The 22,560-nt window shown below is 61.3% G+C and carries 21 protein-coding genes; 11 read left to right on the forward strand and 10 right to left on the reverse strand.

Annotated elements, in window-relative coordinates; translation table 11 throughout:
* Nucleotides 1-85: 85 nt before the first annotated feature.
* The gene (locus HX801_RS16055; protein ID WP_008438871.1) at nt 86-781 is read right to left on the reverse strand and encodes a FadR/GntR family transcriptional regulator; all 696 of its coding nucleotides are present in this window, start codon (nt 779-781) and stop codon (nt 86-88) included.
* Between the two features lie 255 nt (nt 782-1,036).
* Here HX801_RS16055 and HX801_RS16060 point away from each other — a divergent pair, with 255 nt between their 5' ends.
* From HX801_RS16060 to HX801_RS16075, 4 genes are read left to right on the forward strand one after another with little or no spacing between them, the layout of a single operon-like run.
* Nucleotides 1,037-1,822 carry a transporter substrate-binding domain-containing protein gene (locus tag HX801_RS16060; RefSeq protein ID WP_003213993.1) on the forward strand — a complete coding sequence of 262 codons (786 nt, stop codon included), beginning with the start codon at nt 1,037-1,039 and terminating at the stop codon, nt 1,820-1,822.
* A 22-nt stretch (nt 1,823-1,844) separates the two neighbouring features.
* Entirely contained in the window at nt 1,845-2,513 is a 669-nt protein-coding gene (locus HX801_RS16065; RefSeq protein WP_177022366.1) for an amino acid ABC transporter permease, read from the forward strand.
* Nucleotides 2,510-3,160: an amino acid ABC transporter permease gene (locus HX801_RS16070; RefSeq protein WP_003213996.1), complete on the forward strand. Its 651-nt coding sequence runs from the start codon at nt 2,510-2,512 to the stop codon at nt 3,158-3,160. The genes HX801_RS16065 and HX801_RS16070 overlap by 4 nt, the downstream gene beginning before the upstream one ends.
* Nucleotides 3,147-3,884, forward strand: coding sequence for an amino acid ABC transporter ATP-binding protein (locus HX801_RS16075; RefSeq protein ID WP_003213999.1), 738 nt, complete (start codon nt 3,147-3,149; stop codon nt 3,882-3,884). The genes HX801_RS16070 and HX801_RS16075 overlap by 14 nt, the downstream gene beginning before the upstream one ends.
* A 4-nt stretch (nt 3,885-3,888) precedes the next feature.
* Here HX801_RS16075 and HX801_RS16080 read toward each other — a convergent pair whose 3' ends face one another.
* The 4 genes from HX801_RS16080 to HX801_RS16095 form a co-directional block, all read right to left on the reverse strand.
* Nucleotides 3,889-4,479: a hypothetical protein gene (locus HX801_RS16080; protein WP_177022367.1), complete on the reverse strand. Its 591-nt coding sequence runs from the start codon at nt 4,477-4,479 to the stop codon at nt 3,889-3,891.
* Nucleotides 4,445-6,949 carry a fimbria/pilus outer membrane usher protein gene (locus tag HX801_RS16085; RefSeq protein WP_256344259.1) on the reverse strand — a complete coding sequence of 835 codons (2,505 nt, stop codon included), beginning with the start codon at nt 6,947-6,949 and terminating at the stop codon, nt 4,445-4,447. The genes HX801_RS16080 and HX801_RS16085 overlap by 35 nt, the downstream gene beginning before the upstream one ends.
* Before the next feature lie 7 nt (nt 6,950-6,956).
* Entirely contained in the window at nt 6,957-7,673 is a 717-nt protein-coding gene (locus HX801_RS16090; protein ID WP_177022369.1) for a fimbria/pilus chaperone family protein, read from the reverse strand.
* A gap of 123 nt (nt 7,674-7,796) precedes the next feature.
* Entirely contained in the window at nt 7,797-8,456 is a 660-nt protein-coding gene (locus HX801_RS16095) for a DUF1120 domain-containing protein (RefSeq protein ID WP_102604076.1), read from the reverse strand.
* 472 nt (nt 8,457-8,928) lie between these two features.
* Between HX801_RS16095 and ppx the strand changes: the two genes are divergently transcribed.
* Entirely contained in the window at nt 8,929-10,431 is a 1,503-nt protein-coding gene (ppx, locus tag HX801_RS16100; protein WP_003214007.1) for an exopolyphosphatase, read from the forward strand.
* 186 nt (nt 10,432-10,617) lie between these two features.
* Here the strand turns inward: ppx and ppk1 are convergent, their stop codons facing one another.
* Together ppk1 and hemB are read right to left on the reverse strand one after the other, a co-directional pair.
* The gene (ppk1, locus tag HX801_RS16105; RefSeq protein ID WP_003214009.1) at nt 10,618-12,846 is read right to left on the reverse strand and encodes a polyphosphate kinase 1; all 2,229 of its coding nucleotides are present in this window, start codon (nt 12,844-12,846) and stop codon (nt 10,618-10,620) included.
* Between the two features lie 18 nt (nt 12,847-12,864).
* On the reverse strand, nt 12,865-13,878 hold the full coding sequence (hemB, locus tag HX801_RS16110) for a porphobilinogen synthase (RefSeq protein ID WP_087693295.1): 1,014 nt from the start codon (nt 13,876-13,878) through the stop codon (nt 12,865-12,867).
* Between the two features lie 229 nt (nt 13,879-14,107).
* Between hemB and HX801_RS16115 the strand changes: the two genes are divergently transcribed.
* Entirely contained in the window at nt 14,108-14,746 is a 639-nt protein-coding gene (locus HX801_RS16115) for a DedA family protein (protein WP_003214015.1), read from the forward strand.
* Here the strand turns inward: HX801_RS16115 and HX801_RS16120 are convergent.
* On the reverse strand, nt 14,727-15,962 hold the full coding sequence (locus tag HX801_RS16120) for a sterol desaturase family protein (protein ID WP_177022370.1): 1,236 nt from the start codon (nt 15,960-15,962) through the stop codon (nt 14,727-14,729). The two genes, HX801_RS16115 and HX801_RS16120, sit on opposite strands and share 20 nt — an antisense overlap.
* A gap of 115 nt (nt 15,963-16,077) precedes the next feature.
* On the opposite strand from HX801_RS16120, the gene elbB reads away from it, so the two are divergent.
* On the forward strand, nt 16,078-16,743 hold the full coding sequence (gene elbB / locus HX801_RS16125; protein WP_003214018.1) for an isoprenoid biosynthesis glyoxalase ElbB: 666 nt from the start codon (nt 16,078-16,080) through the stop codon (nt 16,741-16,743).
* Here elbB and HX801_RS16130 read toward each other — a convergent pair.
* Both HX801_RS16130 and HX801_RS16135 read right to left on the reverse strand, forming a co-directional pair.
* Nucleotides 16,740-17,192 carry a YaiI/YqxD family protein gene (locus tag HX801_RS16130; RefSeq protein WP_003214020.1) on the reverse strand — a complete coding sequence of 151 codons (453 nt, stop codon included), beginning with the start codon at nt 17,190-17,192 and terminating at the stop codon, nt 16,740-16,742. The genes elbB and HX801_RS16130 overlap by 4 nt on opposite strands.
* Nucleotides 17,193-17,194: 2 nt before the next feature.
* A complete protein-coding gene (locus tag HX801_RS16135) occupies nt 17,195-19,090 on the reverse strand; it encodes an FTR1 family protein (protein ID WP_177022371.1) in 1,896 nt (631 codons plus the stop codon).
* Nucleotides 19,091-19,396: 306 nt separating this feature from the next.
* On the opposite strand from HX801_RS16135, the gene HX801_RS16140 reads away from it, so the two are divergent.
* Genes HX801_RS16140 through HX801_RS16155 form a run of 4 tightly spaced genes read left to right on the forward strand, consistent with a single transcriptional unit; the run spans nt 19,397 to nt 22,546 of the window.
* Nucleotides 19,397-20,794, forward strand: a complete 1,398-nt coding sequence (locus HX801_RS16140; RefSeq protein ID WP_003214023.1) for a COG3014 family protein — start codon at nt 19,397-19,399, stop codon at nt 20,792-20,794.
* A gap of 10 nt (nt 20,795-20,804) precedes the next feature.
* Nucleotides 20,805-21,176, forward strand: a complete 372-nt coding sequence (locus HX801_RS16145; RefSeq protein ID WP_003214024.1) for a YcfL family protein — start codon at nt 20,805-20,807, stop codon at nt 21,174-21,176.
* A gap of 35 nt (nt 21,177-21,211) precedes the next feature.
* Nucleotides 21,212-21,799, forward strand: coding sequence for a penicillin-binding protein activator LpoB (lpoB, locus tag HX801_RS16150; protein ID WP_003214026.1), 588 nt, complete (start codon nt 21,212-21,214; stop codon nt 21,797-21,799).
* A 3-nt stretch (nt 21,800-21,802) separates the two neighbouring features.
* Nucleotides 21,803-22,546 carry a hypothetical protein gene (locus tag HX801_RS16155; RefSeq protein WP_008439305.1) on the forward strand — a complete coding sequence of 248 codons (744 nt, stop codon included), beginning with the start codon at nt 21,803-21,805 and terminating at the stop codon, nt 22,544-22,546.
* Nucleotides 22,547-22,560 lie beyond the last annotated feature (14 nt).

Here is a 22,560-nt window from a genome sequence, read left to right on the forward strand (position 1 = left end):
CATCATAGCCGCCCTTCCCGCGTTCAGGAAGCTGCAGCTGATTGACTCTTCCTATGATGGCGCATGAGTTTGGGTATAGCCCAACTCATGGGGTTACGGGAGTGATGAAGGCAATCCCTGTACGCAACGCCGCGTTACGCACATGTTCCTGCATGCTTTTCTGCGCCGCCCCGCTGGCGCGTCGGGCCAGGGCACGGAGGACCTTGCGGTGCTCCTGCCAGGTCTCCATGGCCCGCTCCGGCCGGATGAACGGTAGTTTCTGGCTCTCCAGGAACACCTCGGCACTGGCGCTGAGGATGCTCACCATCGCCTGATTGCCGCTGGCCAGCAGGATGCGCCGGTGGAATTCGAAGTCCAGCCGGGCGGCTGCCTCGAAATCACCGGCCTTCAGCTCCTTGCGCATCGCCTCGACGTTATCTTCCAGGATGTCCAACTCCCCGGTGGTCAGCGTCACCGCCGCCAGCCCCGCCGCAAAACCTTCCAGGGCGTAGCGCAGTTGAAAGATATCCAGCGGCGTCGCCTGTGCCGTAAACGGCCAGGCCAACCCCGGCAGCTCTTCGACTGCTTGCACGAACACGCCTTTGCCCGGCTGCACACTTACCACGCCCAAGGCACTGAGTGACGACAAGGCTTCACGCAAAGAGGCCCGGCTCACGCCCAATTGCAGCGCCAGGTCGCGCTGGGAGGGCAACGCATCACCCGGCCCGAAGCCCTCGTCAGCGATCAATTTGCGGATGGCCTGTAGCGCCACTTCCGGTACGGCTTGGGCGATGGAATTCATAAGAAACTCAGGTTTCCAGTCAACTGAGCGGCTAGTTGTAAAGCTATTCGCAGCGCCCGGCAAGCCACGCCCCAAAGGGGCTCGCGCGGTTTTGACGGCGCTCGAAAAGGGTGCAGAAAACCCAGTAACTGTTCAGACCAGTAAGACCGCCAAGACTCAACAGCCACCGGCTCTGGCGCGAAATACGGCGGTGCTGGCATGGGCTGTGCACTGGCAAAAACCGGAAAATCCTTTCGTCCTTTTCGGAGAGTCGCCATGACCAAGCGTTGCAGCGCCCTGCTCACTGCCCTGTTTGCCAGCCTGATGCTGAGCCAGGCGCCCGCCCAGGCCAACGGTCTGGACGATATCGTCGCCCGTGGCACCCTCAAGGTGGCCGTGCCCCAGGATTTCCCGCCGTTCGGCTCGGTCGGCCCGGACATGAAGCCCCGCGGCCTGGACATCGACACCGCAAAGCTTTTGGCCGACCAGCTCAAGGTCAAGCTTGAACTGACCCCGGTCAACAGCACCAACCGCATCCCGTTCCTCACCACCGGCAAGGTCGACCTGGTGATTTCCAGCCTGGGCAAGAACGCCGAGCGCGAGAAGGTCATCGACTTCTCCAAGGCCTACGCGCCCTTCTACCTCGCCGTATTCGGCCCTCCCGATGCGCCGATCAGCACCGTTGACGACCTCAAGGGCAAAACCATCAGCGTGACCCGTGGCGCCATCGAAGACATCGAGCTGACCGCCGTGGCGCCTAAAGAGGCGACGATCAAGCGCTTTGAAGACAACAACTCGACCATCGCCGCCTACCTCGCCGGCCAGGTGGACCTGATCGCCAGCGGCAACGTGGTGATGGTGGCCATCAGCGAACGCAACCCCAAGCGCGTGCCGGCACTGAAGGTGAAGCTCAAGGACTCGCCGGTGTACGTGGGCGTGAACAAGAACGAGCCGGCGCTGCTGGACAAGGTGAACCAGATCCTGGTCGCGGCCAAGGCCGACGGCAGCCTGGAAAAGAATGCATTGCAGTGGCTCAAAGAGCCGCTGCCGGCTGATCTCTGAGCGCGGTAACGAGGGTTAGCCTATGGCCTATCAATTCAACTTTGTGCCGGTCCTGGCCAATACCGATCTGTTGCTGCGCGGCGCGCTGTTCACACTTGAACTGACCGCCATCGGCGCCGTGCTGGGTGTGGCGCTGGGAATCGTCGGCGCTGTGGTGCGGGCGTGGAAGATCCAGCCGTTCAGTTGGATCTTCGGCGTGTACGTCGAGTTGATCCGCAACACGCCGTTCCTGGTGCAGTTGTTTTTCATCTTCTTCGGCCTGCCGTCCCTCGGCCTGAAAATCACCGAATGGCAGGCGGCAGTGCTGGCGATGGTGATCAACCTGGGGGCGTACTCCACCGAGATCATCCGCGCCGGGATCCAGGCGATCCCCCGCGGGCAACTGGAAGCGGCGGCCGCGCTGGCGATGACACGTTTCGAGGCGTTCCGCCATGTGGTGTTGCTGCCCGCGCTGGGCAAGGTCTGGCCGGCCCTGAGCAGCCAGATCATCATCGTGATGCTCGGCTCGGCGGTCTGCTCGCAGATCGCCACCGAGGAACTGAGCTTTGCCGCCAACTTTATCCAGTCGCGCAACTTCCGCGCCTTTGAAACCTATGCGCTGACGACCCTGGTCTACCTGTGCATGGCGCTGATGATCCGCCAATTGCTGAACTGGATCGGCCGGCGCTATGTCATGAGGAACGCCCGATGAGTGATTTTTCGTTCTGGGACATCGTGCGCAACCTGCTCACCGGTTTGCAGTGGACCTTGCTGCTGTCGCTGGTAGCGTTCATCGGCGGCGGCGTGATCGGTTTGCTGGTGATGACTATGCGCATCAGCACCAAGGCGTTCCCGCGCAATGTCGCCCGCACCTATATCGAACTGTTCCAGGGCACGCCGCTGTTGATGCAACTGTTCCTGGTGTTCTTCGGCATCGCCTTGCTCGGCGTGGACATTTCGCCCTGGCTGGCGGCGGCGATTGCCTTGACCCTGTTCACCAGCGCCTACCTGGCCGAAATCTGGCGTGGCTGCGTCGACTCCATCGCCCACGGCCAATGGGAGGCGTCCGCGAGCCTGGCCCTGAACCCGCTGGAGCAATTGCGCTATGTAATCCTGCCCCAGGCCCTGCGCATTGCCGTGGCGCCAACCGTGGGTTTCTCGGTGCAAGTGGTCAAGGGCACCGCCGTGACCTCGATCATCGGCTTCACCGAGCTGACCAAGACCGGCGGCATGCTCGCCAACGCTACCTTCGAACCCTTCATGGTCTATGGCCTGGTGGCGCTGGGTTACTTCCTGCTCTGCTACCCCTTGTCCCTCAGTGCGCGCTACCTGGAAAGGAGACTGCATGCCTCTGCTTAGAATTTCCGCCCTGCATAAGTATTACGGCGATCACCACGTACTCAAGGGCATCGACCTGAGTGTCGAAGAAGGCCAGGTGGTGGCGATCATCGGTCGCAGCGGCTCGGGCAAATCCACCCTGCTGCGCACCCTCAATGGCCTGGAGTCGATCAACGACGGCGTGATCGAGGTCGACGGCGAATACCTCGACGCCGCCCGCGCCGACCTGCGCACCCTGCGGCAGAAAGTCGGCATGGTGTTCCAGCAGTTCAACCTGTTCCCACACCTGACGGTGGGCGAAAACGTCATGCTTGCGCCGCAAGTGGTGCAGAAAGTGCCGAAAGCCAAGGCCGCACAATTGGCGCGACAGATGCTTGAGCGCGTTGGGCTGGGGGAGAAGTTCGACGCGTTCCCCGATCGTTTGTCCGGCGGCCAGCAGCAGCGGGTAGCAATCGCCCGGGCTCTGGCGATGTCGCCCAAAGTGCTGCTGTGCGATGAAATCACCTCGGCCCTGGACCCGGAGCTGGTCAACGAAGTGCTCAGCGTAGTGCGCCAACTGGCCAAGGATGGCATGACACTGATCATGGTCACCCATGAGATGCGTTTTGCCCGGGAAGTGGGTGACAAGCTGGTGTTCATGCACCAGGGCAAGGTGCATGAAGTGGGCGACCCGAAAATCCTGTTTGCCAATCCGCAGACCGCCGAGCTGGCCAACTTCATTGGTTCGGTGGAGCGCACGGACTGAGGCATCAAGCCCCGGGCGCCCACTCAAAACCGCCCTGCCCCTCAAATGTCGTTTCATCCCTGACGGCCAGCAAAGCCGCAGGCAGGAAGGTCTCGACGTTGACCAGGGCGGTGAAGCGGCGCCCATGCACCGGCATATCCGCTACGTGTGCAACAAGCCTATGGCCCGGCAGCAATCGTCCGGTCGCCGGCTCTTCAGACAGGTGCGGCATTACCAGCTCAACGGATTTTCCATCGACTTGAGCGGACTGCAGGCTCAGGGTGAAATGCCCCTGGCGCCCAAACCGAAAGCCCTCCAGGCCTGCGGGTACGCCCGTAAAGCGCAGCGCCATGGATACCGGCACCTCACAGGCCATGCTCAGGCGAAGCGTGCGCTTGCCCAGCGCGATCTGTGGGTCGCCCCGCTCGGCCTGGCGAACCAGACCGTAATCAACCCGGGGCTGGCTCAAGGACACCTGGCAGTTATTTGCCCGCGCCTCATTGGCCAACACCACGACAAACAGCAGCAGGTAAAGGATAAGCCCATGACGCAGGCGTCCACCGTCAAAAGGCCCCACCGGCTCAGAGGGTACGGCAGAGCGCCGAACCTGTTTCATAGAATTTGTCGTCATTGGATTCTGGCTCAAGGTTCAGTTGCAACAAGCAGGTGCTTGAATCTGGCAAGGAGATGTTCAGCGCTCGCGACTCATCCAGGCTGTTAAGGAAGACCATGCCCTCGCCCACGACGCTGGTCAGGAAAGCATTGTTGCTGTCGAAAACCGAGGCTCCCTGGGGCAAGGGTTGGCCCCGCGCGTCACGGACCTCAAGCAATACACGGCGCACTTTCACTACTTCGAAATCGATCGTGTTGAAAGAACCGCGTCCGGCCGCAAGGACCTTGGTGCCGTTTTTCAGATCGATGCGCTTGGGCAGGGATTGGGTTTGCACCTCGACATTGCTGCTGCGGTAGGCAGGCAGGCTGGCGATCACCGCCTGCCCGCGGTAGTCAGTCCAGACCGGCCCCTGCGGCGTCGAAACCTTGGCTGCCCCGACATTACCCACCGAGACAATTCCAAAGGTGTCCTGGACGGCATATGGCGAGAACGTCATGCCTCTGTCGTGGGCCACCACGCCGCCCTGCAATTGGCCGTTATACCCGGTGCTCAATGAATCATGTCGCACACCCAACCCTATCTGGGTGTAACGCGGCATGGCATTCACGCGGGCGTGAACAGCCTGTGTACGGCTCGCCTGTTCACGCGCACCCCCCACTTCATAGTTCACATAGTCGTTGACCCGATCGCTGAAGGCGGTCCCAAGATCGAACCTGTCGCCCCGCCGACTGGCATACGAGGTGACGCGGCGATCCCCACCGAACGGCACGGTGACCTGCAACCGAAGCGAAAGCCCCTTATCCGACACATCGCTGCGCTCATCTCGAACGGTGTTCTTGACCTTGCGCGGTCGAGAGCCGCCCACCCGGGAATCCGCAATCAAAGCCACCTGGGTGCCATTGAACTGCTGGTTCCATGAGGCAAAGACGTGTTCGGCGGAGCGATCATCAAATTGCGAGCTGCGGGAATAACTGACGGAAAAGCCTCCCAGGGACGGGTCGACCCAACTCAAACCTACCGTGTATTGGTCCTTGAAGCGGGCATCCCGCTGGTCACGCCGCGTCGACTGCCCCACTTCCAGTACTTCGCGATAATCCCGCGTCTGGGTAGTGGCACTCGACGTCATTTCAATGCCGGCGAACAGCGGACTTCCCACGGTGACTGAGCTGCGAGCCCCGGTAACTTCGTCCCGGCCATCGCGAGACAGGTTCTGGCGCACGCCAACCGAAAGGTGCTGGAAAAAAACACTGCTCCACACGCCACCCGCCGCCTGGTATTCGTCGGTACTCAACAGGCCGAATCCCAGTGACGAGTTGCGCCCCAATCCCCAGGTCCCACTGCCCATCGCCACGACCGGAGGCTCCCCGGCACCCGGATTTGCCCCGCGCACCTTGCCCAGGGAGAAGTAATAACCGGGCTCTATCGGTACCGCCCCCGCAAAGGACGCGGCAGGGACGGTGAACCCATGCCTGCCACCGCGAGTGCCAATGACACTGACCTCAAGATCGCTGGTGCCATTGAGTATGGGTAATCCGGTCAACGTGAACGGGCCTTCCGGTACCAGTGTGGTATGGATCAACACCCCGGCCTGGCGCACCTCGACCCGGGATGGGCTCTGGGCCAAACCTTCGACCACCACGCTGCTGCCACCCGGGCTGCGCGATTGGCCATCCGGCGAGAGCTGGAAACCCGACAGCTGTAACCCACCGAACACCGGGTTGTTGCTGGAAATCTGCCCGACCTGGAAGGTCGACTTCAGGGGCGCGAAATCGCGTTGGGCGTAGGCATTCACATGCTCGCTGCTGCGCTTGCCGTTATCGGAGACAAAGAATTGGCGGCTTCGGACGATCCAGTTGCCGATATTGAATCCCGCCTCGGTGTAGGCCGAAACCGAGCGGGAAGAGCCGCTGTTGAAGCGCTCTTCGAATCCCTGCACATCGTAATTGAACAAGGCTGCCGTGCCGCCCTGGGAGAAACTGCCGACATCCCATTCGGCCTCGCGCATTGACTGAGTAGGCACCACCAGCGATACCTCATCGCTGCCGGGGCGCAACTTGACGATGGTCGCGGGGTAAGCACCGAGAAAGTCATGACACGCCTGATCGGGCGCGATACCCGGCCGAATAATCGCGGCTGGCAACCGCAACCCGGCCTTGTCCAGCAGGACCGGGGTAAAACACAACTGCCCCTGGTAGTCGAAGCGTGCCTCCACCAGGCCCAATGAGGTGCCGTTGACCTGCAGCCCCACCACGTGCACGCCCTCGCGGAATCGCGCAGCACTGCGAAAATAATGGGCAACCTTCGGGTCGATCCCGTTCGCCGACAAGACCGCCAGATCAAAACCCGATCCGAGCTCCAGCGCGTAGGCGGGAAGGCTCCACAGCGTTGCCAGGCCGATACAAGTCCGGGAAACCGAGGTTCGAATGGGTCGTACAGAGAGGCTCCAATCGTTTGCATGGGTAGCATTTCTCATAGACCGCTCAACCCGCCTCGACAACAACGGAGGCTTCGTAGGCGGTTGCCGAATACCCGTAGACCGTCGCCGGTTGAATCTCGACACCACTGACCTGGGCCACCGCCTCTTCGATGCGGGTCGATAACACTTCGCCAGGCAGGATATAGGTGCGCGGCAATATCGCCGGGTGCCTCGACGGCAGCAGGTGCACCTCCAGCCCCATCCGGACCACGTAGGCACTGTCGTTATGAACCGTCAGCCGATTACCCCGCAGCTTCCACTTCAGCAACTTCCATGGCTCCTGATGCCGCGGCAAGCCCTGGGGATGCAGGATCAGCGGTAAGTCCTGTCGAATGGTCACTCCAATGGTCGAGCGCCCTTCGGCGCGCGCCTGCGGAATACCTTCAAAGGTGACGCGCTTCAATCGCTGAGTCTTGAGCGGCTGCTTCAAGGTACTGATAAACCGCACAAGTTGTGTTTCGCCCGGTTCGACACGGGCGATAGGGGGCGTAACGATCAAGAGTGTCTCCGGATCTTCCGGGACGTTTTGAATGACTGTGTGAAGTAAAGCAGGGCCAGCGTCCGTATTTTTTACGTTGATCGTCGCTTCACCGTTCTCTTCATAAAGAATAACAACGGATGTTTCCGGCTCCATCCCATCCGCTCTTACACTGCCAGAAACCAAAAAACAAAGATTCGCACACCAGAACAGAGCATTAACTGTATTTAAAAGACGACTCATCGAACTCTACCCGCAACCAGATAACGCACCGTTGACAATCACGAAATACCTATACGCATATAAAGAGCCAGCACGAAGCCACGGTGCGCGACCGCCTGCTAAATGCTGGCCATGTTTATAGAGTTAGATTCGAGTTACTACCAAAGTAGCAGCTCCATTCAATTGAATATCCCTGCTGAGATCCAGTGCATCGCCGCGATTGATCACAGCCTTGACTACGAGAGTGCCGGTAACGGAAGAGACCGCGGCTGGAGTTGTGTTGTTATTACGGCTCCAGGAGTGCTGGTAAGGAGATTTTTCGACCTTGCCGTCACTGGTGCTCCAGGCACCGCCGGAGCTTGTCCTTCTAAGCGGGTACAGCGTAGCGCCGACAGTGGTCAAGGTGGCGAGCCTGATCGAATAGCCACCGGTATTCCTGGTTCCGACCGCGCCAAGACCAAAGTTGTGGTTGTCGGTGAAGCCGGTTCCCAGGATCCCCCTTACGACACTGTTTGTTTGTGAGTCAGTAACGGACAGTGCCATCTGGGCAGCCGCCGCACCACAGTTGACGTTTAACGGCAGCGACTTTTCCGGCAGAGGATAGAAAGAGGTCAGCGGAATGCTCGACGCATTGATCGTACCGTAATCAACGGTGCCGCCTGTGGCGCCGAGGTTTACCGTGCATGCAGCTGGTTTAATGGTTCCGGTGACTCTCAGGTTTCCGGCACCACTTGTATTTGCTTGAGCACCCATGCTTACCGCCAGGCCAACGACCACTATTGCCAAACCAAATGTTCTGTTCATGTTCATCCTGTCACTGAAGTTCTCAGGTGCATGTGGTTCGCCGGGCTATTCCATGCCCAACTTCTATCAACCTTGATAGGCAAACTACAAATAGTTAACACCACGGCTTAATTGCCGAGTGACAGTCTCTCTCGTAAACACCCGAAGAAAGAATGAGACGACGCCTGAACTAGTGTCAGAGCGGTAAAAAAACAATGTCCCCTTAGATCATCCTTGCAGTAGTCCTGACTTAATTATCGACTGGAACAAATAACCCAGCCATGTAGGCATATTCAGGAAGCCTATTAAAGCTGGAGATTTCCGTTACTCCACTTGCCCTACGGAACAATCGCCAGGCGCATCAAGAATCGCCCTACATATCCTGCAGATTTTCCTCCAAGACACCGATGAGCGAATTCCGGAAGCACTACGCGTTGGCGTCAGCGGTTGATCGTGGCACGATGGCGAGGTTATCGACCGAGACCCCTTAACCATGCCGCAATCCCAAGCCAAGAATCTGTCCCTGATCGCCGCCATCGACCTGGGCTCCAACAGCTTTCACATGGTCGTGGCCAAGGCCCAGAACGGCGAAATCCGCATCCTTGAGCGGCTCGGCGAGAAAGTGCAGCTGGCTGCCGGGATCGACGACGAGCGTCAGCTCAATGAAGAATCCATGCAGCGCGGGCTCGATTGCCTGAAGCGCTTTGCCCAACTGATCAACGGCATGCCCCCGGGCGCCGTGCGGATCGTCGGCACCAACGCCCTGCGCGAAGCCCGCAACCGGGGCGAGTTCATCCGCCGCGCCGAGGAGATCCTCGGGCACCCGGTAGAGGTCATCTCCGGCCGCGAGGAAGCACGCCTGATCTACCTCGGCGTGTCCCACACCCTGGCCGACACTCCGGGCAAGCGCCTGGTGGCCGACATCGGCGGTGGCAGTACCGAATTCATTATTGGCCAGCGCTTCGAGCCGCTGCTGCGCGAAAGCCTGCAAATGGGCTGCGTCAGCTACACCCAGCGCTATTTCAAGGACGGCAAGATCACCCCGGCCCGCTACGCCCAGGCTTATACGGCGGCGCGGCTGGAGATCATGAGCATCGAGCACGCCCTGCACCGCCTGACCTGGGATGAGGCCATCGGTTCGTCCGGCACCATCCGCGCCATCGGCCTGGCCCTCAAGGCCGGCGGCCATGGCACTGGCGAGGTCAACGCCGAAGGCCTGGCCTGGCTCAAGCGCAAGCTGTTCAAGCTGGGGGATGCCGAGAAGATCGACTTCGAAGGCATCAAGCCTGATCGCCGCACCATTTTCCCGGCGGGCCTGGCGATTCTCGAAGCGATTTTCGACGCCCTTGAACTGCAACGCATGGACCACTGCGATGGCGCCCTGCGTGAAGGGGTGCTCTACGACCTGCTGGGCCGTCATCATCATGAAGACGTCCGTGAGCGCACCCTCAGCTCGTTGATGGAGCGTTACCACGTCGACCTGGAACAGGCGGCGCGGGTTGAACGCAAGGCGCTGCATGCTTTCGACCAGGTCGCAGCGGATTGGGACCTGGAAGACGGCGTGTGGCGTGAACTGCTGGGCTGGGCGGCCAAGGTCCATGAAGTGGGGCTGGACATCGCCCACTACCATTACCACAAGCACGGCGCCTACCTGATCGAGCACTCGGACCTGGCGGGTTTCTCCCGTGAAGACCAGCAGATGCTCGCGCTGCTGGTACGCGGCCACCGCCGCAACATCCCCCGGGACAAGTTTGCCGAGTTCGGTGCCGAGGGCATCAAGCTGATTCGCCTGTGCGCGCTGCTGCGGTTTGCGATCCTGTTCCACCACATCCGTGGTACCCAGGAAATGCCGCAAGTGGTCCTGCGGGCCAATGCCGACAGCCTGGACGTGGTATTCCCGAAGAACTGGCTGGATGAAAACCAGCTGACCCAGGCGGATTTCGCCCAGGAAGCCGAGTGGCTGACGCGGGTTGGGTTCACGCTGAACGTGCGCTGATATGAGTGAGTGACGCGGAGCGTCACAGGATGTATTCCCACGCAGAGCGTGGGAACAATCCAACGCCACAAAACAAATGTGGGAGCGGGCTTGCTCGCGAAGGCGGTGGATCAGTCGATGAATCTGTTGACTGAAACTCCGCTATCGCGAGCAAGCCCGCTCCCACATTTTTGACCGCGTCGGTTTTTAGTTCACCGTCAGAATCGGGCTGCCCAGCTTCTCCAGCAACGTCGCCTGGGCGCTGCGCGGGTTCTGGTTGCCGGTCGGGGTGTTGCGCACGTAGCGCCCGTCCGACTGCAGGCTCCAGCTGTGGGTGTTATCGGTGAGATAACTTTCCAGCTCCTTCTTGACCCGCATGATCAGTTTCTTGCCTTCCACCGGGAAGCAGGTCTCCACGCGTTTGTCGAGGTTGCGCTCCATCCAGTCGGCACTGGAGAGGAACATCTGCTCCTCGCCGCCATTGAGGAAGTAGAACACCCGCGTGTGCTCCAGGAAGCGCCCGATGATCGAACGCACGTGGATGTTATGGGAGACCCCGGCGATGCCCGGCCGCAGGCAGCACATGCCACGCACCACCAAATCGATACGCACACCCGACTGGCTGGCCTTGTACAACGCGCGGATGATCTTCGGATCGGTCAGCGAGTTGAACTTGGCGATGATGTGCGCCGGCTTGCCTTCGAGGGCGAACTGGGTCTCGCGGGCAATCATGTCGAGCATGCCCTTCTTCAGGGTGAACGGCGCGTGCAGCAGTTTCTTCATGCGCAAGGTCTTGCCCATGCCGATCAACTGGCTGAACAGCTTGCCGACGTCTTCACACAAGGCGTCGTCGGAGGTCAGGAGGCTGTAGTCGGTGTAGAGCTTGGCGTTGCCGGCGTGGTAGTTGCCGGTGCCCAAGTGGGCGTAGCGCACGATCTCACCGGCTTCGCGGCGCAGGATCAGCATCATCTTGGCGTGGGTCTTGAAGCCGACCACGCCGTAGATCACCACCGCGCCGGCCGCTTGCAGGCGGCTGGCCAGTTGCAGGTTGGACTCTTCGTCGAACCGCGCCCGCAGTTCGATCACCGCCGTCACTTCCTTGCCGTTACGCGCGGCGTCTACCAGCGCATCGACGATTTCCGAGTTGGCGCCGGAGCGGTACAGGGTTTGGCGCACAGCCAGCACGTGCGGGTCCTTGGCGGCCTGGCGCAGCAGGTCGACCACCGGGGTGAAGGACTCGAACGGGTGCAGCAGCAGAATGTCCTGCTTGCTCACCACACTGAAGATGTTCTCGCTGTTTTGCAGCAGTTTCGGGATCTGCGGGGTGAACGGCGTGTATTGCAGCTCCGGGTGGCTGTCCAGGCCAGTAATGCTGAACAGGCGCGTCAGGTTCACCGGGCCATTGACCTGGTACAGCTCGGTCTCGCTCAGGTTGAACTGCTTGAGCAGGTAGTCGGACAGGTGTTTCGGGCAGGTGTCTGCCACTTCCAGGCGCACCGCATCACCGTAGCGACGGGAGAACAGCTCGCCGCGCAGGGCACGGGCCAGGTCTTCGACGTCTTCGGAGTCCAGCGCCAGGTCGGCGTTACGGGTCAGGCGGAACTGGTAGCAGCCCTTGACCTTCATGCCCTGGAACAGGTCATCGGCGTGGGCGTGGATCATCGACGAAAGGAATACATAGTTATCGCCAGCGCCCCCCACCTCTTCCGGTACCTTGATGATCCTTGGCAACAGGCGCGGTGCCGGAATGATCGCAAGGCCCGAGTCGCGACCGAAGGCATCGATACCTTCCAGCTCGACGATGAAGTTCAGGCTCTTGTTCACCAGCAGCGGGAACGGGTGCGTCGGGTCGAGGCCGATGGGGGTGATGATCGGCGAGATTTCGTCGCGGAAGTAGCGGCGCACCCAGGTCTTGATCTTGGTGGTCCAGTGACGGCGCCGGATGAAGCGCACGTGATGCTTTTCCAGTTCCGGCAGGAGGATGTCATTGAGGATCGCGTATTGGCGGTCCACGTGGCCGTGTACCAGCTCGCTGATGCGGGCCAGGGCCTGATGCGGTTGCAGGCCGTCGGCACCGGCTTGTTCACGGGCGAACGTGATCTGCTTCTTCAGGCCGGCGACACGGATCTCGAAGAACTCGTCCAGGTTGCTGGAGAAGATCAGCAGGAATTTCAGCCGCTCCAGCAACGGATAGGACTCATCCAGTGCCTGTTCCAGCACGCGGATGTTGAATTGCAGTTGTGACAGCTCGCGATGGATGTACAGGCTGCTGTCATCCAGGTTGGTAACCGCAACCACCGGTACCGGCGCGGCAGCGGGCGCTTCGGCCACCACGGCAGGCGGGGCCGGCTCCAGCTCCGGCGGGGTCTCGGTAGCTTGTTCGACCACCGGGTGAGCGTCTTTTACGGCAACTTCTGTGAGTCCTTCGGTATTCATCGAGTGTTCCTGTGAGGGCTAGTGTTGCTCTCTAAGCAATTGGGCAGCGCGGGCGGCGAAGTAAGTCAGGATGCCATCGGCACCCGCGCGTTTAAAGGCAGTCAGGGATTCAAGGATCACCCCTTCACTCAACCAACCATTCTGGATCGCGGCCATGTGCATGGCGTATTCACCGCTGACCTGATAGACAAAGGTCGGCACCTTGAATTCCTCTTTGACCCGATAAAGGATGTCGAGGTACGGCATCCCGGGCTTGACCATCACCATGTCGGCGCCTTCGGCCAGGTCCGCGGCCACTTCGTGCAGGGCTTCGTGGCTGTTGGCCGGGTCCATCTGGTACGAGGCCTTGTTGGCCTTGCCCAGGTTCAGCGCCGAACCCACCGCATCGCGGAACGGGCCGTAATAGGCGCTGGCGTACTTGGCCGAGTAGGCCATGATGCGCACGTTGACGTGACCGGCCAGCTCCAGGGCTTCGCGAATCGCCTGGATGCGACCGTCCATCATGTCCGAGGGGGCCACCACCTGGGCGCCCGCTGCGGCGTGGGACAAGGCCTGTTTTACCAGCGCATCAACGGTGATGTCGTTCTGAACATAGCCTTCTTCGTCGAGAATGCCATCCTGCCCGTGGGTGGTGAACGGGTCCAGCGCCACATCGGTAATCACCCCCAGCTCCGGAAAGCGTTCACGCAAGGCGCGGGTGGCGCGCTGGGCGATGCCGTCGGGGTTCCAGGCTTCGGCGGCGTCCAGGGACTTGAGCCCGGACGGCGTGACCGGGAACAGCGCCAGCGCCGGAATCCCCAGTTCAACCCAGTTCGCGGCCTCTTCGAGCAGCAAATCAATGGTCAAGCGCTCCACGCCCGGCATCGACGCCACCGCTTCCCGACGATTTTCACCGTCCAGCACAAACACCGGCAGGATCAGATCATTCACCGTCAGCACGTTTTCACGCACCAGGCGCCGGGAAAAATCATCACGACGGTTGCGACGCAGACGAGTGGCGGGAAACAGGCGGTTGGCGGGGGTAAAGCTCACGGCAGACTCCTGAGCCCGGCTTGACGGGCGAGCGTGACAGTTATAAGCGGCCATTATGACGAAGGAATTACAGTTGTGGTTAGCTCATGCGCCGTAAGGCAACCGGCGTGCGACCTGTAGTCGCATTCGTCGTTTATGTAGGAATTGTTCACTTCGTGACACATCTCGATACTTTCATGAATGTTCACGAAGGCGTAGGCTGCGCGTTCATTTCGCCAGCACCCAGACCATGCTTCAACAATTTCTGCATGACTTCGGCTACTTTGCGCTGTTCCTAGGCACCTTCTTCGAAGGCGAAACCATCCTGGTTCTCGCAGGCTTCCTGGCGTTCCGTGGATACATGGATATCAACCTGGTGGTGGTCGTTGCCTTTTTCGGCAGCTACGCCGGCGACCAGTTGTGGTACTTCCTGGGACGCAAGCACGGCCGCAAACTGTTGGCGCGCAAGCCGCGCTGGCAACTGCTGGGCGACAAGGCCCTGGAGCATATTCGCAAGCACCCGGACATCTGGGTGCTGAGCTTCCGGTTTGTCTACGGTTTGCGCACGGTGATGCCTGTGGCCATTGGTTTGTCGGGCTATCCGCCGGGCCGCTACCTGTTGCTCAACGGGATTGGCGCCGCCGTGTGGGCCGCAGCGCTGGGGGCTGCGGCTTACCATTTCGGCGCGGTACTGGAAGGCATGCTGGGCAGCGTCAAGAAATACGAGCTGTGGGTGCTGGGCGCACTGCTGGTGCTGGGCCTGGGCTTGTGGATTCGCCGGCGCGTCAAGAACGCCCGCCTGACCCGCGAAGCCTGTGCCGCCGAGAAGGTTCGCCTGGCGGCCGGCGAACCTGAAAAAGCCGAAAAGCCTACGACGCCAGTCGAGTAAGCCGGTCTCTGCAACAGTAGAGGCCGATGCCGCTGAGCAAGCTGTAACTGACCAGCCCCAGCCAGCCCAACGCGCTGGCCGGCCACAGCCCCACCAGCGGCGCCAGCCACACCAAAGGCACATTCAGTGCCAGGCGCAGCAGTTCAGCCTTCAACGCCCACGGGCGGTTCTCCAGCGCCACCCCCAGGGTAAACAACCCCAATGCCATCGCGCTCCAGCCCAACACCAGGGCAGCGGTCGGCAAGCCCTCGCCGAAATTCATCAGGTAGCTGCCAAAACCCACGTACGCGGCAAACTGCAGCGCGATGTAAATCTGTTGGCGCCCATCCAGCGGCACCTCGAACTTGCGGAACTGGCTCAAGTCCGGCTTGGCCATCGGGTACTTTGCCGCCACATCCGCCGGGCGCCAACCGGTGCGCATGAACCAGATCCGCAGCTTGTCCCACCCACTTTCGGTGCGCCGTGCATCACTCCACAGCTGCGCATAAAACTGCAGGTTGGCCCACAGCGGGTTCCAACTGGCCAAGGGCGTGGTCACGCCAAAGATTACCGGCTCGTTATCGTCTTCTTCCTGGAAGGAGCCAAACAGGCGGTCCCAAATAATGAACACCCCGCCGTAGTTGCGATCCATGTAGAGAGCGTTCTGTGCATGGTGGGCCCGATGATTGGATGGCGTGACGAAGAACCACTCGTACCAGCCGAGCTTCGGCACATGCCGCGTATGCACCCAGAATTGATACAGCAGGTTGAGGGACGCCACGCTGATAAACACCACCAGCGGCACGCCCAACACGGCCAGCGGCAAGTAGAAGATCCAGCTCAGCAGGAAGCCGGTGCTGGTCTGGCGCAAGGCGGTGCTGAGGTTGTAGTCCTCGCTCTGGTGATGCACGGAATGCGCGGCCCAGAGGATGTTGCGCTCATGGCCCATGCGATGCAGCCAGTAGTAGCAGAAGTCATAGAACACAAAGGCGAACACCCAGGTCCAGACGCTCTGGACCGACAGCTCGATGATCGCCAGGTGCTTGAGGGCGAAGGCATAGGTGAGGATGCCCACCCCTTTGGTCAGCAGCCCTGTGGTGGTGGACAGCACGCCGGTGCTGAGGCTGTTGATGGCGTCAGCCACCCGGTAGTTGCGTTGGCCGCGCCGGTAGTCGGCCAGCAGCTCGACCACGATCAAGGCAATGAAAAACGGTACCGCGTAAGGGACGAAGTCCATGGGCAAGTCCGGTCAATTGTTGTTACATCTAGAGTAGGTGTAGCGGCTGGATATCCCATTGGCAATGAGTGACAAATGAGTAGACATTTAACGCCATGAATCAGGAGAAATGCCCATGAGCAAAAAGATTGCAGTGATCCTTTCCGGCTGTGGCGTGTACGACGGGGCTGAGGTTCATGAAAGCGTGATCACCCTGCTGCGCCTGGACCAGCGCGGCGCCGAGGTGCAGTGTTTTGCGCCGAACATTGCCCAGTTGCATGTGATCAACCACCTGACGGGGGAGGAGATGCCCGAGTCGCGCAATGTGCTGGTGGAGTCGGCGCGCATTGCCCGTGGCGAGGTGAAGGACATTCGTGAGGCCAACGCCGAGGATTTCGACGCACTGATCGTGCCCGGGGGGTTTGGCGCGGCGAAGAACCTGTCGAACTTTGCCGTGGAAGGCGCCGGGTGCAGCGTCAACCCGCAGGTGCTGGAACTGGCCGAGGCGTTTGCCGAAGCGGGCAAGCCCGTCGGGCTGATCTGCATCTCGCCGGCGCTGGCAGCGAAGATCTATGGCCCAGGCGTGACCTGCACCATCGGCAATGACGCCGACACCGCAGCCGCCATGGACAAGATGGGCGCCACCCACCAGGAATGCGCGGTCGACGACATCGTCGAAGACAAGGCGCGCAAGCTGGTGAGTACCCCGGCCTACATGCTGGGCAAACGCATCAGCGAAGTGGCGTCAGGCATCAACAAGCTGGTGGACCGGGTGCTGGAACTCACCCACGAGAACGATTAGGCCTTCATCAGCCGGGTCAGAATCCGATCCAGCGAATTGGCAAACGCCTGCTTGTCCTTGTCCCCATGGGGCGGCGGGCCACCGCCCATCTGCCCCTGCTCCCGCAGATCGGTGAACAGGTTACGCACCGCCAGCCGCTCGCTCATGTTCTGCGGGCTGAACTCCTTGCCTCGTGGGTCGAGCGCAGCCACGCCATTCTTCACCAAGCGGTCGGCCAACGGCACATCGCTGCAGATCACCAGGTCACCGGGCACGGCGTGCTCCACCAGGTAGTCATCGGCCGCGTCCGGGCCGCTGGGCACCACGATCAACTTCACGCACGAGAAGCTCGGCTTGATCTGGCTCTGCCCGGCCACCAGCACCACTTCGAACTGGCGCTTGAGGGCGAACTTCACCACCTGATCCTTGGCCGCCCGGGGGCAGGCGTCTGCATCGATCCACACGCGCATGGTTAAGCCACCACCCGGCGCTTTTCAGCGAGCCGGCTGCGACCGTACAGCACCACAATCGCCAGGATCGCCACAGCCTGGGCGCTCAGGGAATAGGCATCGGCGTGAATGCCCAGCCAGTCGAAGTCAAAGAACGCGACCGGCCGGGTGCCGAAGATCCCGGCTTCCTGCAACGCCTTGACGCCATGCCCGGCGAATACCACCGACAGCGCGCACAGCAACGCCGCGTTTATGCCGAAGAACAGCGCCAGCGGCAGTTTCGCCGAGCCCCGCAGAATCACCCAGGCCAGGCCCACCAACAGCACCAGCGCCGTGGCGCCACCGGCCAATACCGCGTTGTGCCCGGCAGGGCCGGCCTGCAACCACAGGGTTTCGTAGAACAGGATCACTTCGAACAGCTCGCGGTACACCGAGAAGAACGCCAGCATCGCAAAACCGAAGCGCCCGCCACCGCCTACCAGGCTGCTCTTGATGTAGTCCTGCCAGGCGGCCGCGTGACGGCGGTCGTGCATCCACACCCCGAGCCACAGCACCATCACGCTGGCAAACAGCGCCGTGCAGCCTTCCAGCAACTCGCGCTGGGCGCCGCTGACGTCGATCACATAAGCCGCCAACGCCCACGTCGCCAAGCCGGCCAACAGCGCCAGGCCCCAGCCGACGTTGACGCTGCGCACCGCCGATTGCTGGCCGGTGTTACGCAGGAACGCGAGAATCGCCGCCAACACCAGGATCGCTTCCAGGCCTTCGCGCAGCAGGATCAGCAAACCGGAGATGTAGCTCAGGGACCAGCTCAAGCCATCGCTGCCCAGCAGGCCGGCCGACTCGGTGAGCTTGCCCTTGGCCACATCCAGGCGCTGCTGCACTTGCTCGATCGGCAAGCCGTCCTGCAATGACTGCCGGTAGGCCATCAGGGCCTTTTCGGTGTCCTTGCGCACGTTGGCATCAACGTTATCGAGGGAGCTTTCAACCAGCTCGAAACCTTCCAGGTAGGCGGCTACCGACAGGTCGTAGGCCTGCTCGTGCTCGCCATTGCGGAACGCGGCGAGGCTTTTGTCGAGGGTGGCCGCGGTGTAATCAAGCAACTGCGCCGGGCCACGCTTGACCTGCGGCGGTTGGGCGCGCTGGGCGCGGAAGGTGGCAACTGCGCCGGGACCTTCGGCAGCCAGCACTTCGTTGGGGGTCTGGCGCGCGAGGTCGGCGAGATTGAAGGACTTTTCACTGTTCGCGGCAGCCGGGTCGGCGGTGAAGCCGGCGATATAGGTCGCCAGGTCCCAGCGCTGGCGGTCGTCCAGTTGATCGGCAAACGACGGCATGTCGGTGCCTTCCACGCCCAGACCCAGGGTGTTGTAGATCGCGTAGAGGCTCAAGCGATCGAGGCGTGCAGCGTCCCGCAGGTTGGCGGGCGGCGGCGTCATGCCCACGCTTGCGGGGCCATCGCCGGCGCCTGTGGCGCCGTGGCACACCGAGCAGTTCTGCGCGTACAGCGGCGCACCGCGCGTCGGATCGGGGGTAATGGCCGGGGCCTGGCTGACTTCATAGGCCACTGCCAACTTGGCGCCCAATTGCCGGGCCTGGTGCGCAACTGCCGCGCCGTCCTGATGGGCCGTTACGGCGGCCAGCAGTTCATCCACGCCTTTGATCAGTTCGGCGCGCTCGGGCTTTTCCGGTAGATCGGTCACCAGCCCCTGCAACACCCCGAGAAACTCTACCTGTTCACGGTATTCGGAATCATCGATAACCTTGCCCGCCTCCACTGTCGGGGGGTAGTCCGCACCGATGTAGTCCAGTAAATGCAGGGCTTGGGGCGCGCCCTCGGCAGTTGCAGCCAGCAGGTTGAAACTGCACGACATCAACGCCGGCAGCACCAGCCAGGCAAGAAAACGGAAGGGGGCAATCATGAATGGATCTCAAATGGAAATACGAAGTAACACATTGTCAAACCTTACGGGGTTTGACTCAAGTTGTAAGTGATGTGGGCCTGGGTTTACCAAGAGGCGGATGATGGCCTCGTTACCGGAAAATGGATCCAAAAGGCCATTGTTTTGCCAGTAATCGGGCTTATAATGCCGCGCCTTCGTTATTGCGAAATGGCATTTTCGCTCCTCTTTTTATGAGGAATTGGCAGGATGCAACGCCTTCCTGCCATTGGTGATTCGGCCCGACCAGCACATTCGGCCGATTACGTTCAGGGAAGAAGCTCTTCGATGGCATCTCGCGCCTTTACCTCGCTCGCGCTCGCGGCAGTGACCTTGCTGTCCGGTTGTTCGATGTTTCGCAGCTACGACACCGAGCTGCAAGCCACCAATCAGCAGTTGGCCACCGGCAACGTCGACGCCGCGCTGACCCTGCTTGAGAAGAACAACACCGGCGACGACAAGGACCTTCTCTACTACTTCGAAAAGGGTGAGTTGCTGCGCGCCAAGGGCGACCTGACCGGCAGCCAGGTCGCCTGGCGCAGCGCCGACCTGCAAGTCTACAAGTGGGAAGAGTCGGTCAAGTTCGACACCGACAAGTACCTCGCGCAGTTCGGCGCCTTCCTGGTCAATGACAAGGTCCGCCGTTACGAAGGCTACGACTACGAAAAGGTCATGCTGACCACCCAGATGGCCCTGAACCTGCTGGCGCTGAATGACTTCGACGGTGCCCGCACCGAGATCAAGAAGACCCACGAACGCGAAGCGGTGATTGCCGACCTGCGGGACAAGGAATACCTCAAGAGCGAAAACGAGGCCGAGCGCCAGGGCATCGCGACCCAGTTCAAGGACCTGCGCGGCTACCCGGTGGAAAGCCTCAACGCCCCTGAAGTGGTAGGCCTGAAGAACAGCTACCAGAGCGCTTTCAGCCACTACCTGGCCGGCTTCGTCTACGAAGCCCTGGGCGAAAAAGACTTGGCCGCACCGGGTTATCGCAAGGCCGCCGAACTGCGCCCCAACACACCGCTGCTGGAACAGGCCCTGCTCGACCTGGACAAATCCAAGGTCGGTGCGGACGAGACTGACGTGCTGATCGTGGTGCAAAGCGGCCTGGCGCCGGCCCGCGACTCGATTCGCCTGCCGTTGCCGATCCCCATCGACGGCCACCTGGTGATCACGCCACTGTCGTTCCCGGTGATCAAGCCCGACACCTCGACCGCGCCCTTCGCCCAGATCGGTGTCGACGGCCGGCAACAGAACCTCACTGCCCTCAACAGCACCACCGCCATGTCCCGCCGCGCCCTGCGGGATGACATGCCGGGGATCATCCTGCGCACCACCGTGCGCGCCGTCACTCGCGGCATCACCCAGAACAACCTGAACAAGACCAACCCGATGGCAGGCCTGGTACTCGGTATTGCCTCGGCCGTCACCGAAGGCGCCGACACCCGCACCTGGCGCACCCTGCCGGACATGACCCAGGTGACACGCCTGCGCCTCAAGCACGGCGAGCACCAGGTCAGCCTGCCCAACGCCCTGGGCGGCACGCTGGTGACGGTCAAGGCCGATCAGCGCTACCAGGTGATCACCCTGCGCGTGGTCGGCAACCAGGTCTTCGCCGGCGGTCTTGCAGCCCACGTGGTGCAGAACAATCCGCCCCAGGCCGTCGCCACTCTCAAACAACCTTAAGGAGCACGCTATGCGTCATTTCATCCTCGGCGCCCTGGCGCTGATCCTGCTGGCCGGTTGCGCCACCCCGCCACCGCCGGAACCCGGAAGCGCCGCGAGCAAGATCGTGGTGATGGGCAAGTTCAAGGGCATCGCCGTCGGCGCCATCCGGGTCGCCCGGGAAAACGGCTTCCTGACCGCCAAGGTGCAGTTGAGCAACATCACCAGCAGCAACCAGATGATGTATTACCGCTTCGCCTGGCTGGGTGCCGACGGTTTCCCGGTGGGTGATGAAGAGACCTGGAAGGTGCTGAACCTCTACGCAAACCAGGCGACCTTCCTGCCGGCCATCGCCAACCTGCCCCAGGCTGCCGACTTCCGCCTTGAAGTGAAGACGCCTTGATCCACCCACTCATTCAGTTTCAGAGAGACATCCCCATGTTTGCACGCTTCTCGTTCCTCGCCGTGGTGGCCGTCCTGGCCAGCGGCTGCGCCAACACCTCGCCAGTCCTGGGCGGTAAAAACATCAGCTACGGCGACAGCAAGGCCGTGGAACTGGTGACCAACGAGTTCGGCTCCACCGACCTGCAGATGATCGCCGAAAGCATGACCCGCTCCCTGGCCCAGTCCGGCATCCTGCAAGGCCGTCCGGTGGTGCAGGTGTATGACGTGAAGAACAAGACCAGCGAGTACATCGATACCCGCGAGATCACCACGTCGATCAAGACCCAGCTGATGAAGACCGGCACCGCCCGCTTCGCCAGCGACAACACCGACATGCAAAGCCAGGTCGACCAACTGAAGCTGCAGAACCAGAGCGGCCTGTACAAGAAGTCGACCGTCAGCAAGACCGGCAACATGGTCGCCGCCAAGTACCGCCTGGAAGGCTCCATCAGCTCCATCGTCAAGCGCAGCTCGGACTACAAGGACGTGTTCTACAAGTTCAGCCTGCAACTGGTCGACGTCGAAAGCGGCCTGGCCGAATGGATGGACGAAAAAGAAATCCGCAAGACCACGGAGCGCTAAGCAATGCGTGCATGGATCGGCATGATCGGCCTGCTGTGCGCCTTTGGCGCCTCGGCCGCACCGAAGATCGCGGTAACCGACCTGGCCTACGAGGCTCGCGTGGAGGAATACATCCACCAGGTCGCGGCCAGCAACAATTTCCAGGCCAGCGCCTACAACGCCAGCGGCGGCTCGAGCTACAGCGAGTATGAAAGCCGTACCAGCTACATCGAGCAGACCGAGCTGCGCAAGTTCAGCGGCGACATCAAGGGGGAAATCCTCAAGTCGCGGCAGTTCCAGCTGGTGCAGGGCACGCCTTACACCGCAGACGCCAAGGGCGATGTGTATGACGTGATCAAGCGGATCAAGGCCGGTAACTTCAAGGGTGCGGACTACGTGCTGTTCGGCACCTTGTCGGACATCGACTTCACCCAGGACATCAACGCGCTGGACCACACCAACAGCTACTCGGCGGTGCTGGGCCTGACGCTGGTGGCGGATTTCAGCCTGATCAACACCCGCACCTTTGAGATCACCTCGGCGTTTACCGCCATGGGCGAAGGCCAGGACACCAAGCTGGTGAACAACCGTGACGTGCGCGTGAGCCTGAACCGGCCTCGCGTGGTGCGGGAAGTGTCGAAGGCGTTGGGCGAGGATGTGGCGCGGCAGTTGGCCGAACAACTCGGCGGTGGTTATCAGGAAGCACCTGGACAGCCTGCATTGCGCAATAACCTGCCACGGGATGAAGCGCCGAAGATCCTGCGCTGAACGAAAATCCCGCT

The sequence above is a fragment of the Pseudomonas sp. G1002 genome, from assembly GCF_013385455.1.
Taxonomy (GTDB): Bacteria; Pseudomonadota; Gammaproteobacteria; order Pseudomonadales; family Pseudomonadaceae; genus Aquipseudomonas.

What these genes read in the sequence shown, in the direction of transcription:
- HX801_RS16055 (WP_008438871.1), bottom strand. Translation starts at nt 781, where the DNA reads ATGAATTCCATCGCCCAAGCCGTACCGGAAGTGGCGCTACAGGCCATC.
- HX801_RS16060 (WP_003213993.1), top strand. Translation starts at nt 1,037, where the DNA reads ATGACCAAGCGTTGCAGCGCCCTGCTCACTGCCCTGTTTGCCAGCCTG.
- HX801_RS16065 (WP_177022366.1), top strand. Translation starts at nt 1,845, where the DNA reads ATGGCCTATCAATTCAACTTTGTGCCGGTCCTGGCCAATACCGATCTG.
- HX801_RS16070 (WP_003213996.1), top strand. Translation starts at nt 2,510, where the DNA reads ATGAGTGATTTTTCGTTCTGGGACATCGTGCGCAACCTGCTCACCGGT.
- HX801_RS16075 (WP_003213999.1), top strand. Translation starts at nt 3,147, where the DNA reads ATGCCTCTGCTTAGAATTTCCGCCCTGCATAAGTATTACGGCGATCAC.
- HX801_RS16080 (WP_177022367.1), bottom strand. Translation starts at nt 4,479, where the DNA reads ATGAAACAGGTTCGGCGCTCTGCCGTACCCTCTGAGCCGGTGGGGCCT.
- HX801_RS16085 (WP_256344259.1), bottom strand. Translation starts at nt 6,949, where the DNA reads ATGAGAAATGCTACCCATGCAAACGATTGGAGCCTCTCTGTACGACCC.
- HX801_RS16090 (WP_177022369.1), bottom strand. Translation starts at nt 7,673, where the DNA reads ATGAGTCGTCTTTTAAATACAGTTAATGCTCTGTTCTGGTGTGCGAAT.
- HX801_RS16095 (WP_102604076.1), bottom strand. Translation starts at nt 8,456, where the DNA reads ATGAACAGAACATTTGGTTTGGCAATAGTGGTCGTTGGCCTGGCGGTA.
- ppx (WP_003214007.1), top strand. Translation starts at nt 8,929, where the DNA reads ATGCCGCAATCCCAAGCCAAGAATCTGTCCCTGATCGCCGCCATCGAC.
- ppk1 (WP_003214009.1), bottom strand. Translation starts at nt 12,846, where the DNA reads ATGAATACCGAAGGACTCACAGAAGTTGCCGTAAAAGACGCTCACCCG.
- HX801_RS16115 (WP_003214015.1), top strand. Translation starts at nt 14,108, where the DNA reads ATGCTTCAACAATTTCTGCATGACTTCGGCTACTTTGCGCTGTTCCTA.
- HX801_RS16120 (WP_177022370.1), bottom strand. Translation starts at nt 15,962, where the DNA reads ATGGACTTCGTCCCTTACGCGGTACCGTTTTTCATTGCCTTGATCGTG.
- elbB (WP_003214018.1), top strand. Translation starts at nt 16,078, where the DNA reads ATGAGCAAAAAGATTGCAGTGATCCTTTCCGGCTGTGGCGTGTACGAC.
- HX801_RS16130 (WP_003214020.1), bottom strand. Translation starts at nt 17,192, where the DNA reads ATGCGCGTGTGGATCGATGCAGACGCCTGCCCCCGGGCGGCCAAGGAT.
- HX801_RS16135 (WP_177022371.1), bottom strand. Translation starts at nt 19,090, where the DNA reads ATGATTGCCCCCTTCCGTTTTCTTGCCTGGCTGGTGCTGCCGGCGTTG.
- HX801_RS16140 (WP_003214023.1), top strand. Translation starts at nt 19,397, where the DNA reads ATGGCATCTCGCGCCTTTACCTCGCTCGCGCTCGCGGCAGTGACCTTG.
- HX801_RS16145 (WP_003214024.1), top strand. Translation starts at nt 20,805, where the DNA reads ATGCGTCATTTCATCCTCGGCGCCCTGGCGCTGATCCTGCTGGCCGGT.
- lpoB (WP_003214026.1), top strand. Translation starts at nt 21,212, where the DNA reads ATGTTTGCACGCTTCTCGTTCCTCGCCGTGGTGGCCGTCCTGGCCAGC.
- HX801_RS16155 (WP_008439305.1), top strand. Translation starts at nt 21,803, where the DNA reads ATGCGTGCATGGATCGGCATGATCGGCCTGCTGTGCGCCTTTGGCGCC.